This window comes from Mesorhizobium album (assembly GCF_033977205.1).
Lineage (GTDB): Bacteria > Pseudomonadota > Alphaproteobacteria > Rhizobiales > Rhizobiaceae > Mesorhizobium > Mesorhizobium album.
Genome location: NZ_JAVIIW010000080.1, coordinates 1 through 14,687 on the forward strand (window position 1 = coordinate 1; position 14,687 = coordinate 14,687).

19 protein-coding genes are annotated in these 14,687 nt (G+C 64.1%); 11 read left to right on the forward strand and 8 right to left on the reverse strand.

The window, feature by feature from the left end; genetic code table 11:
* Positions 1-439: 439 nt before the first annotated feature.
* The 4 genes from RFN28_RS33415 to RFN28_RS33430 form a co-directional block, all read right to left on the reverse strand.
* Positions 440-628, reverse strand: a complete 189-nt coding sequence (locus RFN28_RS33415; protein WP_320291407.1) for a hypothetical protein — start codon at positions 626-628, stop codon at positions 440-442.
* A 13-nt stretch (positions 629-641) separates the two neighbouring features.
* Complete coding sequence (locus RFN28_RS33420) at positions 642-764, reverse strand: hypothetical protein (protein ID WP_320291408.1); 123 nt, start codon at positions 762-764, stop codon at positions 642-644.
* A gap of 580 nt (positions 765-1,344) precedes the next feature.
* Entirely contained in the window at positions 1,345-1,437 is a 93-nt protein-coding gene (locus RFN28_RS33425) for a putative RiPP precursor (RefSeq protein ID WP_320291409.1), read from the reverse strand.
* Positions 1,438-1,631: 194 nt separating this feature from the next.
* On the reverse strand, positions 1,632-2,564 hold the full coding sequence (locus tag RFN28_RS33430) for a hypothetical protein (protein ID WP_320291410.1): 933 nt from the start codon (positions 2,562-2,564) through the stop codon (positions 1,632-1,634).
* A 387-nt stretch (positions 2,565-2,951) separates the two neighbouring features.
* Between RFN28_RS33430 and RFN28_RS33435 the strand changes: the two genes are divergently transcribed.
* The 5 genes from RFN28_RS33435 (at position 2,952) to RFN28_RS33455 (ending at position 6,691) form a co-directional block, all read left to right on the forward strand.
* A complete protein-coding gene (locus RFN28_RS33435; protein WP_320291412.1) occupies positions 2,952-3,185 on the forward strand; it encodes a hypothetical protein in 234 nt (77 codons plus the stop codon).
* 31 nt (positions 3,186-3,216) lie between these two features.
* Positions 3,217-3,447: a hypothetical protein gene (locus RFN28_RS33440; protein WP_320291413.1), complete on the forward strand. Its 231-nt coding sequence runs from the start codon at positions 3,217-3,219 to the stop codon at positions 3,445-3,447.
* A 291-nt stretch (positions 3,448-3,738) separates the two neighbouring features.
* Complete coding sequence (locus RFN28_RS33445) at positions 3,739-4,227, forward strand: RidA family protein (protein WP_320291414.1); 489 nt, start codon at positions 3,739-3,741, stop codon at positions 4,225-4,227.
* Between the two features lie 60 nt (positions 4,228-4,287).
* A complete protein-coding gene (locus RFN28_RS33450) occupies positions 4,288-4,509 on the forward strand; it encodes an alkylphosphonate utilization protein (protein ID WP_126094618.1) in 222 nt (73 codons plus the stop codon).
* 223 nt (positions 4,510-4,732) lie between these two features.
* The gene (locus RFN28_RS33455) at positions 4,733-6,691 is read left to right on the forward strand and encodes an acyltransferase family protein (RefSeq protein ID WP_320291415.1); all 1,959 of its coding nucleotides are present in this window, start codon (positions 4,733-4,735) and stop codon (positions 6,689-6,691) included.
* A gap of 76 nt (positions 6,692-6,767) precedes the next feature.
* On the opposite strand, the gene RFN28_RS33460 is transcribed toward RFN28_RS33455, so the two are convergent.
* Positions 6,768-7,121: a cupin domain-containing protein gene (locus tag RFN28_RS33460; protein ID WP_320291416.1), complete on the reverse strand. Its 354-nt coding sequence runs from the start codon at positions 7,119-7,121 to the stop codon at positions 6,768-6,770.
* A gap of 209 nt (positions 7,122-7,330) precedes the next feature.
* On the opposite strand from RFN28_RS33460, the gene RFN28_RS33465 reads away from it, so the two are divergent.
* The 5 genes from RFN28_RS33465 (at position 7,331) to RFN28_RS33485 (ending at position 10,899) form a co-directional block, all read left to right on the forward strand.
* Positions 7,331-7,639, forward strand: a complete 309-nt coding sequence (locus RFN28_RS33465; protein ID WP_320291417.1) for a hypothetical protein — start codon at positions 7,331-7,333, stop codon at positions 7,637-7,639.
* Positions 7,640-7,845: 206 nt separating this feature from the next.
* A complete protein-coding gene (locus RFN28_RS33470) occupies positions 7,846-8,196 on the forward strand; it encodes a hypothetical protein (protein ID WP_320291418.1) in 351 nt (116 codons plus the stop codon).
* A 256-nt stretch (positions 8,197-8,452) separates the two neighbouring features.
* Positions 8,453-8,782, forward strand: a complete 330-nt coding sequence (locus tag RFN28_RS33475; protein ID WP_320291420.1) for a hypothetical protein — start codon at positions 8,453-8,455, stop codon at positions 8,780-8,782.
* A gap of 185 nt (positions 8,783-8,967) precedes the next feature.
* A complete protein-coding gene (locus RFN28_RS33480; protein WP_320291422.1) occupies positions 8,968-9,300 on the forward strand; it encodes a hypothetical protein in 333 nt (110 codons plus the stop codon).
* A gap of 330 nt (positions 9,301-9,630) precedes the next feature.
* Positions 9,631-10,899: a DUF763 domain-containing protein gene (locus RFN28_RS33485; protein WP_320291423.1), complete on the forward strand. Its 1,269-nt coding sequence runs from the start codon at positions 9,631-9,633 to the stop codon at positions 10,897-10,899.
* Between the two features lie 511 nt (positions 10,900-11,410).
* On the opposite strand, the gene RFN28_RS33490 is transcribed toward RFN28_RS33485, so the two are convergent.
* From RFN28_RS33490 to RFN28_RS33500, 3 genes are all read right to left on the reverse strand, one after another.
* Positions 11,411-12,010, reverse strand: coding sequence for a DUF6456 domain-containing protein (locus RFN28_RS33490; protein WP_320291424.1), 600 nt, complete (start codon positions 12,008-12,010; stop codon positions 11,411-11,413).
* Between the two features lie 277 nt (positions 12,011-12,287).
* On the reverse strand, positions 12,288-12,641 hold the full coding sequence (locus RFN28_RS33495; protein WP_320291426.1) for a hypothetical protein: 354 nt from the start codon (positions 12,639-12,641) through the stop codon (positions 12,288-12,290).
* A gap of 494 nt (positions 12,642-13,135) precedes the next feature.
* Positions 13,136-13,444, reverse strand: a complete 309-nt coding sequence (locus RFN28_RS33500) for a hypothetical protein (RefSeq protein ID WP_320291427.1) — start codon at positions 13,442-13,444, stop codon at positions 13,136-13,138.
* A gap of 80 nt (positions 13,445-13,524) precedes the next feature.
* Here RFN28_RS33500 and RFN28_RS33505 point away from each other — a divergent pair, with 80 nt between their 5' ends.
* Positions 13,525-14,169: a LexA family transcriptional regulator gene (locus RFN28_RS33505; protein ID WP_320291428.1), complete on the forward strand. Its 645-nt coding sequence runs from the start codon at positions 13,525-13,527 to the stop codon at positions 14,167-14,169.
* Positions 14,170-14,687 lie beyond the last annotated feature (518 nt).

Consider the following 14,687-nt stretch of genomic DNA (forward strand, 5'->3'; position numbering starts at 1 on the left):
TCAACTCTCCAAGCGATGGCGGACAAAGACGGCAGGGACCATGATGACGTCGGGTGCTGCCCGAACCTTAGGACGGTCGCCTGCCGCCGGGACTGCTGGCTGTGATGGGCCTGCAGTCCCGGCCGCCAAACTACCCGATCCTTCTCAAACAATCCTCGGGCTTGACTCGAGGATCCATGCCATGACGTTGGCCGAAGCGCGCAGCGGGGCAGAATTCTGAACCGTTGCAACGCCTTAGCGTCACGGCATGGATCCTAGGGTCTGCGCCGCGTCGCTTCGCTCCTTGCTCCGCCCTAGGATGACGAAGTGCATGCATAGGTCGGCGATCCTCGCCACCCCCTGTGTTGCCTTCGGCGACATCTCGCTCACAAGGGGGAGTTTGCGCGCTCCGCCGTTTTCGCCAATCTCCGTCCTCACAGGGAAGGACGCCGCTGGGCTCTTATTGCGCGTCGCACGCCGCGACAATTGCCCGGGGCAAAAGCTGACCTGCCGCAATGGCAACGGAACCGGCCTGCGCGGCTACAGCGTGCCGGTCAGCCAGGAATAGCCAGCCGGGAGTAGCCGGTAGGAACAGCGCTGTGTCGAAGTTATTACCGCTTTCGCGAAAACGGTAATAACCCTTGGCCACGCTTTTGCGCTCCTTACGCGCTGGCGCCGCCCATCAGCGCGGCAATCAGCGTCGCCAGGAAGATGAGCAGCCCAAGCGCCAGCCGATCCAGCCAGGACTTGCGCCTGGCCAGAACCTCGAGCAACCGATAGCGCATCGCAGCCTCCCGCTCGCATTGCGCATAGTAGCACGCCTGCATGCGGGCACCATGAAGCGATTCACGGATGCGAGTGAATCTCCTTTATCGAGGGAGAGTTTCGGTGCAATGCTGCGCTGCAAAAATACCCCCAAAAAAAGTCAGGTTGAGAACCGGGGATCAAAAACACCTCAGCCGGCGAAAGGCGAGCTTATTCAACCGGATAGGCCTATAGGCCCGTACCGGCCAAAGGGATGGTTGAAAAGCCCGGAAATCCGCCATTTTCCGGGCTCGCGGCAAGCGCAATGGCACGATCGCGGCAGCTCGATTTCGGCTCTACGCTGAAGAAAAAAGCGCCGTTCGCCGTCCCCTTCCCCGACGTTGACAGCAGGCCCGGCCAATGGCACTCCGCAATCACTGGTCACGCCATGACCGTTGCTGTTGGGGACGGACGGGGTTTCAGCAGCTGGCGGCGGCGCCGGACGGGCGGGCACCTGCGAAGTGCACCGCCCGCTCCTGGCCGGGCTCCCCTGCACCAAGCCGATGGTAGCCCTTCCTTCGTCAATGAATGGGCGAAGCAAGGAGCCGTGCGGCGAAGACCTCAGAACGAGAAGCCGGACGCCGGTACGGCCGCGGCCTGAGCCGAAAGCTTGCCGCGCTTTTCAAGCCGGGGCTTTTCGTAGGTCTTCTTCATCGTCCGGTCCTGCGCAGGGTCAACGACCGGCGCAGGTGAGCGCGATGCGGCCGCCCTGTCAAGCTTCGGCCAGGAAGGCTCGCTTCCGCTGATGCATGTCGTTGTGCCAAAACCGCCGCCCGCTTTTGGGCGACATGCATTGGTTTTTCGCAATTGCGAACGGAAAACCGCTGCGCTTTTCCTGGAATTGCCTTTTATCCCGCCTGCTGCAGCCAGTGGCGGTCGAACACGTCGAGGATGGAGCGGAACTCGGCCGGCGGGACCTGGTTGGCGCCATCGTCGCTGTCGGCGCTGAGGAATTGGCCAAGCTGGCGGTCGACCGCTTCCGGATGCTCGATGACAATGCCGAGGCTCGCGAGATCGGCGGCGATGGAGCCATCGGGCGGCAGGTAGCCGCCCCATGTCTCGGCGGCCGGCGCGGCATCGCGCAGGCGCACCAGGAGGATCCTGGTGATCGACGGCTGCGCCTCCGGGCCGATGATGGCGGAGCCGCACATATAGCCGCCGAGCACGCTGACCGGCTGCGTCTGCGGGAACAGGCAGAGGAAGAACTGCGTGTCGCCGCCGGCCTCCTTCAGATGCACATAGAGGCCGCGCTTTGCTGGCGTGACCGGGCCACCGAACTGCAACTGCCCGGTCGGCAATATCTCGCGATAGGTGGCGGTCAGCCCATGCGCGCCTGGCCCCGCCTCGATCGACAGGCGGCCCTTGATAAGCTGGCCGCGATAATAGGGCGACCAGGCGCAGGAATAGCAGGCATAGGTCCCCGGAAGCCCGGAGCCGAGCCCGCGCCCGTCATGCGCGGAGGCGTCGAAGTGCATGCCGGCGCGGCGCTCCAGCTCGGCGCTGTCGATGCCGTGGCGGGTCGCGATCGCGGCGGTGAAGGCCGGCAGCTCGCTTTCGGCGATCCAGGCGCCGGGCTGTTCGAGGCGCAGCACCTTCGCCCAATCGTCATAGACGCTATACTCGCGGGGCTGGGCGCGGCCCTGCAGCCATTTGTCGGCGCGGCCAACATCGAAAGCCGTCTTCGGGTTGACGGCGCGGAACGCCGCCGCCAGGTCCTTGCGGGTGGCGGTTCCCAGCACGACCGAAGTCAGTCGTAGCTTCTGCGCGATATTCAGTGCCATCCGGCTGCACCTGTTCCGTCCCGATGGCATCGGGACTGACCCCTTGTTCGAACGAAGATCATGCTTTCACGCTCCCTCGCAAGGCCGCCGTGCAAGGTATCCCACCACCTTCGCGCCCCTCACCACGTCAATTTCCACACGCTAATATTCCGGGAATTCCAGAGAATTCCACGGCGTTCCGCATCTACTCCCTTTTCGGGTGAGCGACCAGCGCTAAGCTCGCGACTGGCAAGGGGCAGATCGTCAGGAAAACGCGCTGAATGTGGGGCTGTAGCTCCCCTTCCTTCGTAGAGCGGTGACACGCTCGAATTCGAGCAACGGCGAAACCCGGCATCGTGCGTTGGGAACACCGAACCGTAATGCCACCTCATCAGGAAGGACTAATACATGACCGCTTCTCCCAAATTGACCCTCATCATGCTTGCCACAGGATGCATCGCACTGGCGCTGCTTTTTGCAAACGCGCCGGCCGGAGGATTGCCGTCGAAATATGTCAAGGCGCCCGCGCCGCAGGCTCTTCAGCCGACGCGCATCGCCATCGACAACGAGGCGCATGCGATACGCTTCTACATCGACGGCAAGCAGGTCGCCCTGCTCGACGCGTCCGGTCTCAAGCAATGACGAGGCGGCAAGCCGAGGGAGGAACCCCGTCATGAAAATCATGCTATCCGCGGTATCGGCGCTTCTCTTCACACTTGCCTTTGCGCAAGGCGCGGAGGCGAAAAGAAAAGTTCTGGCGACAGAGACAAGGTGCAACACCGAGAAACACCAGCCGCTCCTCGATCAAAAAGCCACCGGCGGCATCGTGCCTTCGACCGGCTTGACGGCTAAGACCGCCGAACCGGGCCAGGCCTATCCGCCAGCACTGTGGATTCATTTCTAGCGCAGGTTGGAGAGCGCCGCACGGCGGTCCCACCGCCGACATAGCGCGAGACCGGAGCGGCAGGACAAGAGCCGAACGGTCAAGCCACCCGACCAGCCTGAGGGTCGGGCTTGGCGCCGCCCGCGGGGGGCAGGCGCCCGCCCGCGTGGATCGCACAGCTGCGGTCGCGCGGGCCATGCCGATCCTTGGTCGGCCGCAGACGGGCTTGACCAAAGGACGGCGAACCGGAAAGCTCGGCACGTCGTGGCGCCATTAAGGCGCGGCGCGACGGGCTTTGAGGGAGGCCGTGCCATGCCGGGTGCCGACGAAAAGCTTGCCGCGCTCGGCATCGTGCTGCCGCCGCCGCTGAAACTTCCGCCGGGCATGGTGCTGCCCTTTCCGTGGGTCAATGTGCGCGGCGAGCGCGCCTATATCTCCGGCCACGGGCCGCAGGAACCGGACGGCTCGCTCGCCGGGCCGTTCGGCGTGGTCGGTGAGAGCGTGTCGCTGGAAGAGGCGCGGGTGTCGGCCAGGAAGGTCGGGCTGTCGATGCTCGGCAGCCTCAAGCGCGAGCTCGGCAGCCTCGACCGGATCACCGGCTGGTGCCGCGTGCACGGCATGATCAACGCGGCGCCGGGCTTTACCCAGACGCCGGCGGTGATGAACGGCTTTTCCGATCTCATCCTCGAGGTCTTCGGCCCGGAGGTCGGCCGCCACGCCCGCACGGCCATCGGGGTGGCCTCCCTGCCCTTCAATCTCGCGGTCGAGATCGAGGCCGAGGTGATGATTGGATTGGCTTGACCAGGCCATCGTCGGCGCGATAGGCGGACGCATTGCCATCCAACCGATGAAAGAACCGCCATGACAGATGCCATCGTAAAAGACAGCAACGGCACGCCGCTGAAGGATGGCGATTCCGTGACCCTGATCAAGGACCTCAAGGTGAAGGGCACGTCCGAGACGATCAAGCGCGGCACGCTGGTGAAGAACATCCGCCTCACCGGCAATCCCGGCGAGATCGAATGCAACACCAAGCAGGTGAAGGGCCTGGTGCTGAAGACGGAATTTTTGAAGAAGGCGTGATTGGGGGCGCCGGCGCTGAAGCTGCCGATCTCCCCCTTGTGGGGGAGATCGGACATCATGCGGGTTTTCGCCAATCCCCAGCGCCGCGCCAACCCTCCATCCGACCCCTCACCATCTCCCGTTATGTTGCACTGCGTTAGATTTGTTGCATTGCGGTATGAAGGCATAGGCGCGAGGCTTGCCACAAGGCGGGATACGAACGACCGTTGCGAGGTCTGTCTTCGTGTCAGCATCATCGCCGGACTTCCGGCCAGACATCGAGGGATTGCGCGCGCTTGCCGTGGCGGGCGTCGTCGCCTTCCATTTCGGCCTGACCGCGCTGCCTGGCGGCTTTGCCGGCGTCGACATCTTCTTCGTCATCTCCGGCTACCTGATCACGCGCCATCTCGCCACCGAGATTTCTGAGACCGGCCGGCTCGATCTCCTGCGCTTCTATGCCCGGCGGGCGCGCAGGCTCTTGCCGGCGGCGCTCTTCGTCATCGCCGCGACGCTTGTCGCCGGCGCAATGATCCTGTCGCCGGAGGAGCAGGCGCTCTATTCCAAGGGCGCGATGTGGGCGTCGGCCTATATCATCAACCTGTGGCTGATCCGCTGGTCGTTCGACTATTTCGCCAATGACGCCGCCAACAATCCCTTCATCCATTACTGGTCGCTGTCGGTGGAGGAGCAGTTCTACCTCGCCTGGCCGGCGCTCCTGATGCTGGCGGCCTGGCTCAGGCCCGGCAAACGCACGATCGTGCTTGCGATGGGGATTGCCGGGCTCGTCTCCTTCGCGGTCTGCGCCTGGCTCACCACCGTGTCGCAACCCTGGGCCTTCTATTTCTCGCCGCTGCGCGCCTGGGAGTTCGCCGCAGGCGGGCTGGCCTCGATGGCGCCGGCGTGGCTGCTGCAGAACCGTCCGCGGCTGGGCTGGGCGCTCGGCCTGACCGGACTGGCGATGATCGCCTTTGCCTACCTCACCTTCAGCGAGGACGCTCCCTTCCCCGGCTTCCTGGCGCTTTTGCCGGTGGCCGGCACGGTCCTTCTGCTGCTGGCGGGCGCGGCCGGCGCCAGGGTCGGCGTGAATGCCGCCCTGGCGCTGCCGCCCTTGCAGTGGATCGGCAAGCTTTCCTATTCGCTCTATCTCTGGCACTGGCCGGTCATCGTCTATGCCGGCATGCTGGTGGATGAGTTCACGCTCGCCCAGCGCCTCGCTTGCCTTGGGCTGACGCTGGCGCTTTCGGCCCTCAGCTACCACCTCATCGAGAACCCCATCCGTCGCAACGGCTGGCTGATGGCCAATGCGGCGCGGGCGCTGGTGCCGGCCCTCCTCCTGACCGGCACCGGCGTCGCAGTCGCCTATGGCAATGCCAGGTTCGCCTTGCATGATCTCGACCCGGAGCAGCGCAGCATCGCGGCCAGCGCTGCCAAGCCTTCCACGGCGCGCGCCAAGGCGTGCGTGCAAAGCTACGAGCCGGTGACGCCGAAACCCTGCGTGTTCGGAACCGGTCGGCGCACGATCGCACTGTTCGGCGATTCCCACGCTGACCATTGGTCGACGCCGCTGATCCAGGCGGCGGAGAAGAACGGCTACCGCGTGGAAACCTGGCTGAAGAGCGCATGCCGGGCCTCGCGCTTCAGCTATTGGGTCGCGAGGCTGAAACGCGACTACAGCGAATGCGACCAATGGCGCAACCAGGCGATCAAGGAGATCATCGCGGCGAAGCCGGCGCTGGTGGTAATCTCGGAAATTACGCTCACCTCCTCGCGCAAGATGGCGGCAGGCAAGAGCCAGCCGGACACGCCGGATGCCGAATGGCGGGCCGGCTTGCGCTCAACGCTGACGGCCTTGAGCAAGGCCGGGCTGAAGATCGCCTTCATCCGCGACGTGCCGTTCAACGACGAGAATGTCGACACCTGCGTGGCGCGCGCGCTGTGGCGCGACAAGAAGCCCTCGCTCTGCGACCAGACGCGCGACTATGCCGCCAACGACGCCATGGCCAAGGTGGAACGCGAGATCGTCGACAGCGTGCCCAACGCTTCCTATGTCGACCTCACCGACCGCTTCTGCAACGCCACGACGTGCCACGTCTTCATCAACGGCCAGCTCGCCTTCCGCGACCAGCACCATCTGGCCACGCCGTTCGCGGAATCGCTGGAGCCGGAGGTGGAGAAAAGGGTGATTTCGAAGGTGGGGAGATAGGCGGGGGCCTGGAGCGCGTGATCTTCCCCTTGCGGGGTCCCACAAGAGGGAGATCGGCAGCGTCGGCGATGGCGCCTCACCCCACTACGACCACGAAATGCTTGGTCACCGGCTCGAGGATCTGCCAGGTGCCTTTGAAATCCGCCTCGACCACGAAGGCGTCGCCGGGGCCGACCTCGACCGGCTCGCCGCCATCCGGCGTGATGATGATGCGGCCGGCGATCATGTGCACGAACTCGTAGTCGGTGTAGGTGGCATGGTAGGTGCCGGGCGTCGCACGCCAGGTGCCCGACATCACCTTGCCGTCCTCGGTGGTGTGCTGGACCGCGGTCTGCATGGTCGGCCTGCCCTCGACGACGATCCACCCTGGCAGGTCACCTGCCTCGGCATGGTCAACGGCGCCGAATTTGAGAATGGTCTGTTTGGTCATTGGTGGCTCCTTCGATAGCGCCCGGATTGGCTGGGTGCGTGATAGCGGATGGCGCCAGGCTGTGACCGCGATATCGCGACACCGTGCGACGGGCACAGCGCCTTATCTCCTCCCGTGTGAATAGGGTAAGCCGCATTTTCTCGGGAACGCCGCCCACCTCGAAACCGTTTACCCACCGAAGGGGCATCCACCGAAAAGAGGAGGCAGCGATGAAAAAGCTTCTGTTTGCTTCGATGATCGCCATCGCCTCGGCGTTTGCGATTGCGCCGGCCAGCGCCGGCAGCGTCGAGTTCGGTATCGGCGTGGGTCCCGGCTACGATTACGGAGACTACTATGGCGGGTATTACCCTCATCGCTATTACCGACACGTCTATGATGACGACTACTACGCTCCCTACAGCGATCGCTATGTGGTTCGTTATCATAGCCGGTCTTATCGCGATGATTGCCGGATCGAGCTCGTGAAGCACTGGCGCCATCACCACCGCGTGGTGGAAGAAGTGCGCGTCTGCGACTAACCGGCTGTCTAGCGAAGTCGTCTGCGACGGCCAATCTCCCCCTTGCAACAGATTTGCAAGGCGGGCGACTAGCTGATCTCCCCCTTGGGGGAGATCACGCGCTTCGTCGTCCCCCATCTCCCCGCGATGGGCGCGAGTATTAGCGATTGGGAACATAGACTGCCTCCGACGCGTTTATGAGGTGATCAACCCTCAAGGAGGTAGTCATGAAAAGGCTCCTGCTCGCCTCCGTCATAGCCATTGCTTCGGCGGCCGCTGTGACCGGCCCGGCCAATGCCGGCCGTCTCGAGTTCGGGATCGGCATCGGTGACGGATACAACGACTATTACGACGACTACGGACCCTATTACGGCGACTATTATGCCCATCGCTACTATCGCCCGTATTACGGTGAATATTACAGCTACAGGCCGCACTATTACTACCGGCAACACTACTATTACCGGCCGCACTACTATTATCGGCACCACTACTACCTCCGGTATCACAGGCGATGCCACGTCGAATATGTGCGGCATCACTGGCACTACCGGGCAATTCGCATCTGCAGGTACTGAGCTGGCGATTGGCTAATTGCCCCCTTGAGGGTCGTCAGCTGGTGTTTGCAATTAGCGAAGCGGGCGGCGATGGCCAATCTCCCCCTTGTGGGGAGATCGGCTAATCGCCCACCTTGCAAAATGCCGCCTGCAAGGCCGGCATCCACAACCAACAAAACACGTGACTCAGCGAAGTTGCAGCGCCGAGCGTAGCCGCGCCTGGAAGCCTTTCGGCTGGGCACGCGTTGTCATGAGGAACCTTCAGGAGGAGGTTGCCATGAAAAAGCTTATCTTCGCTTCCGCGATCGCCCTCGCTGCGGCCGCGGTCGCTGTCGCGCCGGCGGACGCGCATGTGTTCTTCGGCCTTGGCAGCGGCTATTTCGGTTTCGGCCCCTTTGGCGACTTCTACGACAGTTATGGCGAGTATCCCTTCTACGGCCCGTATTACGGCGGCCCCTATTACGACACGTATATCGGCCCCGGCTACAAGCGCGGCTATGGCAGCTTTGCGGTGCCCAATCGCGACCGGGACTGCCGGGTCGAGGTGGTGAGGCACCGGATCCACCACCACTGGGTCAGGCGGGGAATACGCGTCTGCGGCTACTGAGCCGGGCTGAGATGCCTGACTGCTGTCATTGACAGCTGGCGAAGCGGGCAGCGACCGAGAGCTCCCGATCGATCGGCAGACTGGCACTACTGCACTCCACTTTTGCGCGGCCAATGTCAGCGATCGGGAACGTGGGCTCCTTGCGACGCGTTTGTCTGATGATCGACCTTCAGGAGGAGGTTGCCATGAGAAAACTTCTACTTGCCTCGGTGATCGCCGTTGCCTCCGCGGTAGCCACGATCGCTCCGGCGGATGCGCACGGATTCTTCGGCCTCGGTCCGTTCGGCTTCAGCCCGTTCTACGGCGCCCCGTTCTACGGCGGCCCGTTCTACGGTGGCCCATTTTACGGCTATGGCGGCCCCTATTACGGCCCGCGCTACTACGACGGCTATTATCCCGGCTACGTGGTCCCCTATCCGCGCTACCGGTACCATAGCTACTACTACCGGTACCACTATTTCAGGCACCACCATCGGTACCATCATAGGCACCACCATCGGTACTATTACAGGTACTAGGCAGGACGCGTAGCAGGCCGCCGCTGGCGATTGGCCAATCTCCCCCCAAGTGGGGAGATGTCCGGCAGGACAGAGGGGGGCGCGAAGGATCGCGACTTTATCGGTCCTGGTCCTGCGACGGATGCCGCCGGAGGAAGTGAGACACCCGGAAAACTCAGACGTTGGCGGGATAGCGGCCCCCTCTGCCCTGCCCGTCCTCCGCGGCAGCTGCGGAGGGTGGACCGGGCATCTCCCCCCAAGGGCCCCCAAGGGGGAGATTGGCAGCTTCAGCGCCTTGCAAATCCCTCGCAACATGCCATGTAGAAAGCCGGCATTCATGGAGACCAACACGTGACGCAGCGAAGCGGCAGCGCCGACCTGCCGCTGCATGGCGGGCGGGTCCCGAAATGGCTGGGCGATCGGATGACGAAGCTCGGCGCGGTGCTGTGCGAAGCCATCATCCACCATTACGGCCGCGACGAGCTGCTCAGGCGTCTCGCGCATCCCTTCTGGTTCCAGTCCTTCGGCGCCGTGATGGGCATGGACTGGCATTCCTCCGGCATCACCACCTCCGTCATCGGCGCGCTGAAGCGCGGGCTGAACCCGATGGCCGGCGAGCTTGGCATCCATGTCTGCGGCGGGCGCGGCGCGCATTCGCGCAAGACGCCGGGCGAGCTCATCACCATCGGCGACCGCGTCGGCCTCGACGGCGATGCCCTTGCCACCGCCAGCCGCCTCGTCGCCAAGGTGGACAGCGCTGCTGTGCAGGACGGCTACGACCTTTACCTGCACGGCTTCATCGTCACCGATGACGAGCGCTGGGTGGTGGTGCAGCAGGGCATGAACGGCGACGCCCGCCAGGCGCGCCGCTACCATTGGCTGTCGGAAGGGCTGACCAGCTTCGTCGACCAGCCGCACGCGGCGATCGAGGGCGAGACGCAGGGCGAGATCGTCAACCTCACCGACCATCGCGCGGAAAAAGCGCGTGGAAGCCAAATCCAGCTTTTGAAAACCATGAGCCCGGAAAAGATCCTGACCGAGCTTGCCGTGCTGGAGCCGCAGCCCGAACCGGAGCCTGCCGCGCAGCCGATGCTGCCCAACCTCGTCATGCCCGCGCATCACGACGTGCGCGAGAGCGACATCGTCATGCGCCGCCTGCACGGCAATATTTCCGCGGCCATCGAAAGCGGGCCGAAGGATTTTCCCGAACTGCTGCTGGTGCCCGGCGTCGGCCCGCGCACGGTGCGGGCCTTGGCCATGGTGTCCGAATTGGTGCACGGCGCGCCCTACCGCTTCTCCGACCCGGCGCGCTTCTCGCTCGCCCACGGCGGCAAGGACCGCCACCCCTTCCCCGTGCCGCTAAAAGTCTATGACGAGACGATCTCGGTGCTGAAATCGGCGGTGAGCAAGGCAAGGCTCGGGCGGGAGGAGGAACTGCAGGCGCTCAAGCGGCTGGATGGGGAGTCACGGCGGATGGAGCGGTTTGTCACGGGGCCGAGCCTGAAGGAGATTGTGGCCGGCGAGATGGACCAGTCGCATTTGCTGGGGGGAAGGAGTGTGTTTGGGTGGGAGCCAGCACCTGACGCCGAAGAGCCAAAGCCGCTGAAGAAAGGCACTTGAGGTCCGCTGCTCAAACCGCGTCACGCAAAGCACGCGTAACCGCGTCGGTCGGCGCCGCCCCTCATTGCCCTGCCGGGCATTTCTCCCCGTATAGTGACGGGGAGAAAGACGCTGTCATCGTCGCCTTCGCCAATTTTCAACGCGGCAGAATAGGCGCCGGCGTCGCGGCCAGCCCCTTCTCCCCGTCACTATACGGGGAGAAGGTGCCGGCAGGCGGATGAGGGGCAGCGCCGAGGTCTGCGATTTGGCATTCAAGACGGTCGCGCGTGCTCAACGATGCCGGTGCGGCCTCAAGTTTGCCAGGATCACCGCAATGGCAAACAGCAATACCAGGAACAAACCAGTGTTGAGAATAGGATGGGCGCTAAACAGAGCCGCGGTTGCTATGGCGATACCGACCATCATCAATATTGCACCGAGAAAAAGCTAACGAGACGCATTCAGCCACTCCACTTGCATAGTCACATAAGTGGCTTTCGATCCGGAGCAAGATAGGCACAGCGCTTCCTCCTCACCCCACCTTCCTGCCCATCATCATCCCGTAGTGCACCGCCAGCAGATCCAGCCCGACCTTCAGCAGCTTCACCACTACGTCGCGCCCGTCGCCGGTGCGTTCGGCGATGGCCTTCGCCGACTGGCCTTCGAGGCAGATTTTTCGCACCACCTCGGCCACTTCCCAATGGGCAATCGCGGCTGCGGCTTGGGCATGGGCGCGGCCGGCTGAGAGGACGCGGTCGGGGATGCCGCCGCCGACACGGCCGCCATCGACGCGTTCGCTCCAGGACTGCGGCTGCAGGCCTTCGCGCTGGGCGCGTTCGAAATCGTCGCGAAAGCGTTGGCCGGCCTCGCGCTGCTGGCGGGTCAGCGAGGTGATGCCGACGAGCGGATCGACATTGCGCAGGCGCACGATGCCGCCGGTGGAGGTGTAGCCGCCGTTCGAGACCTCGTAGACGCACCGCGCCTCGGCGGTGCCGGGGGTGAGGCGCTGGCGGCCGAAACGGTCCTGCTTCAGCGCGAAATCATGGCCGATCTCGCGGCGGACGCGCACCTGCTCGGCCTCGCCTTTCGGGAGCTTTGGAGGTTGCGGTTTCTTGGCGGGCTTGCGGGGCATGGGTGTTCCTTGGGTTGAGAGTTAGTAATTGGAGAAGTTGGCGGGACAGCACCCCTTCTGTCCTGCCGGACATCTCCCTCAAGGGGGAGATCAATCTCTTCGCGGCTTTCGCCAATCACCGACGCTGCAGGAAAAGCGTCTCCGGCGAAGCTGCCAATCTCCCCCCTTGAGGGGGTTGAGGAGCGGTCCGCGCAGCGGACGGAAAGCCAACTGCTTGGCTTTCCGAGCGACGAAAGCCGGCAGGCCAGAGGGGGGGTGCCTGGCGCCGACCTGACGATCACTGTTGACGGCACTCCCCCGCTCCGTCGCGGCTGTGCCGCGCCACCTCCCCCCCGCGTTGCGGGGGCGAGGAAAGGAGCGCGCGCTTCGCGATCAGCTCCCGCATCAGCCTTCGTTCCCGCACCTCGATCGAAAGCTGCGCGCTCGAGGGGCAGAACTGGGCGTTGTCGACCTTCGCCTCGCCGCGGATGAAGCGCTGGATCGCGGCCTGCACGTCGCAGAGGTCGGCATCCTGCACGGCGGCCAGATAGCCGCGCAGCTGCATCTCGACGTCAGCGGGGGCGGATTGCGGGAAGCAACTGAACATCGCGGCCAGTGCTTTCGCCGCCTGCTGCAATTCGGCTGCGGTCATTGATCTCCTCGATGATTGCGTTGGCGGCATCGACATGGGTCTTGCGGCGATGCCAGTTCTGTCCCGACGCGGCTGAGCGGTCCGAAAAAGCTTTTCTGTTCTTTTCCCGCGGAGCGGCAGCCCGGGAAGAAAACGCCAGGGGGTTTTCTCCCGATGGATCTATGGCCCCTGGATTTATGGCTTCTGGACTCTGGGGCTTATCCTCCCGCTTATCCCCTGCCTTAACCCACCCCTTATCCAAGCGCGAAAAAGCCCTTTCTTTAGAAAGGCTTGGGTTGCCCCCCTTGAGGCCGTTGCGGCGCACCGCACGCGCCTTGCGCGCATCCGCGATCATGCGCCTGGAATAGATGCGGCCTTGGCGATCGCGCGAGAAGACGCGGTTCTGCTCGAGCTCAGCAACCAGCCTGCCAAGCTCCGCTTCCGTGCAGCCGGCAAGGCGGGCGAGCGCCGCCTCGTCCAGCCCCTTGCCGGCGATCGCGACGTAGCCGATCGGCTCATGCGCGGCCGCAAAATGCCGCCTCCCCTGGTATTGCGGCCGCCCCTAGCGGGGAGGCAACGCGGCCGGCCAGCCATTCGTGGCTGACGCCGGCAATGCCACGCCTGCGGCTTGCCGCCACCACATGCGGCCAGTGCTGCGGCGCGATGCGGCCGCGACGGCGCATCTGGCGCGCAGCCTCGTAACCGCAGCCGACATCGGCAGCGAAGGCGCCGACGCTCTGCCAGCGGTCGATCAAGGCGGCAATGCTGGTGGGCAGCGCCGGAATCACGGGCAATGCGGAAATGCTTGCGGTATGTTCATTCACGCGCTAAGCGTACGTTATGTACGAAACGCACGCAAGCGAAATCGTACGCTTTGCACGATAATTTTCAGGCATTTTGTACGATGATGGATTCTCGGCACAGATTGCAGCAGGCGCGCGCCCAGGCCGGCTATGCCACGCCCAGCGATGCGGCGCGGGCGTTGCGCGACATCAACAAGAACACCCTCATCAGCCACGAGAACGGCAACCGGCCGCTGTCGCGCAAGGCGGCGGAGAAATACGGCCGGCTGTTTAACGTCGACCCCGGCTGGCTGCTGTTCGATGGTGGTTTGGGGGGCGACGGCGGGGAAGCCGCGCCAGTGCACCTTGCCGCCTCGCCCGTCACCATCGACGTGCCGATCGTGTCATGGATCAGCGCCGGCGAGCTCGGCAGCCAGGACAGCGTGGTCAACCTCCTCGACTATCCGACCATTCCGACCGCCGACCTCGAGGAAGGCGAGTGGATTGCGCTGCGCGTCGACGGGCCGTCGATGAACAAGATCTCGCCGCCGGATTCGATCATCTTCGTCAATCTGCGCGACAAGCGGCTGGTGACCAATGGCTGCTACGTGATCGCCGACGAGACCGGCCGCGCCACCTACAAGCGCTACCGTCCGAACGACAACCCGCCGTTCCAGCCGGCTTCCTATCTCGACATCCCGCCGCCGGAGCTCGAAGGCGCGATCTCCATCATTGGGCGGGTGAAGCGGTCGATGATCGACATGTGAGGGGCACACGGCGAGAAGCCATTTGCGAAGGCTGGCGTTCCTTCGCGCCCTCCTCTGGCCTGCCGGCCATCTCCCCCACTTGGGGGGAGATCAGGCGTCGCGCCGGCTTTCGCCAACCACCAACGTTTGCAGGAGGAACGAGGCGCCGAAGCTGCCAATCTCCCCCCTTGTGGGGGAGATGTCCGGCAGGACAGAGGGGGGCGCTGTCCCGCCGGCCTCTGTCTAGAACCCTGCTGCCGTCTCTGAATTTTAGCCCGGACCGAAAGTGCGCATTTCGCAAAAGCCGGACGGAGATTCCGCTAAGTCGCGGACAGTCGTTTCACTAAGTCCCGGACAGATTGGCGGCGACGGTCCTCGGGTGCCTTGTTGCGTTCATGGATGATTGATTTCGCCGTTTTCGGTGCCGGTCAAGAGGGGCGCGGCCTTTTCGGCGCGGCGAATGATCGCGGTCGAAGGGCACGAGGGCCATTTCTCGCGCTGCGTGCGCTTCAACGAGATCGACTGGGAAGCGCTGCCGC

Excerpts from the sequence above, each read along its gene's own strand:
- RFN28_RS33420 (WP_320291408.1), bottom strand. The coding sequence starts at position 764 with ATGCGCTATCGGTTGCTCGAGGTTCTGGCCAGGCGCAAGTCCTGGCTG.
- RFN28_RS33425 (WP_320291409.1), bottom strand. The coding sequence starts at position 1,437 with ATGAAGAAGACCTACGAAAAGCCCCGGCTTGAAAAGCGCGGCAAGCTT.
- RFN28_RS33430 (WP_320291410.1), bottom strand. The coding sequence starts at position 2,564 with ATGGCACTGAATATCGCGCAGAAGCTACGACTGACTTCGGTCGTGCTG.
- RFN28_RS33435 (WP_320291412.1), top strand. The coding sequence starts at position 2,952 with ATGACCGCTTCTCCCAAATTGACCCTCATCATGCTTGCCACAGGATGC.
- RFN28_RS33440 (WP_320291413.1), top strand. The coding sequence starts at position 3,217 with ATGAAAATCATGCTATCCGCGGTATCGGCGCTTCTCTTCACACTTGCC.
- RFN28_RS33445 (WP_320291414.1), top strand. The coding sequence starts at position 3,739 with ATGCCGGGTGCCGACGAAAAGCTTGCCGCGCTCGGCATCGTGCTGCCG.
- RFN28_RS33450 (WP_126094618.1), top strand. The coding sequence starts at position 4,288 with ATGACAGATGCCATCGTAAAAGACAGCAACGGCACGCCGCTGAAGGAT.
- RFN28_RS33460 (WP_320291416.1), bottom strand. The coding sequence starts at position 7,121 with ATGACCAAACAGACCATTCTCAAATTCGGCGCCGTTGACCATGCCGAG.
- RFN28_RS33465 (WP_320291417.1), top strand. The coding sequence starts at position 7,331 with ATGAAAAAGCTTCTGTTTGCTTCGATGATCGCCATCGCCTCGGCGTTT.
- RFN28_RS33470 (WP_320291418.1), top strand. The coding sequence starts at position 7,846 with ATGAAAAGGCTCCTGCTCGCCTCCGTCATAGCCATTGCTTCGGCGGCC.
- RFN28_RS33475 (WP_320291420.1), top strand. The coding sequence starts at position 8,453 with ATGAAAAAGCTTATCTTCGCTTCCGCGATCGCCCTCGCTGCGGCCGCG.
- RFN28_RS33480 (WP_320291422.1), top strand. The coding sequence starts at position 8,968 with ATGAGAAAACTTCTACTTGCCTCGGTGATCGCCGTTGCCTCCGCGGTA.
- RFN28_RS33490 (WP_320291424.1), bottom strand. The coding sequence starts at position 12,010 with ATGCCCCGCAAGCCCGCCAAGAAACCGCAACCTCCAAAGCTCCCGAAA.
- RFN28_RS33495 (WP_320291426.1), bottom strand. The coding sequence starts at position 12,641 with ATGACCGCAGCCGAATTGCAGCAGGCGGCGAAAGCACTGGCCGCGATG.
- RFN28_RS33505 (WP_320291428.1), top strand. The coding sequence starts at position 13,525 with ATGATGGATTCTCGGCACAGATTGCAGCAGGCGCGCGCCCAGGCCGGC.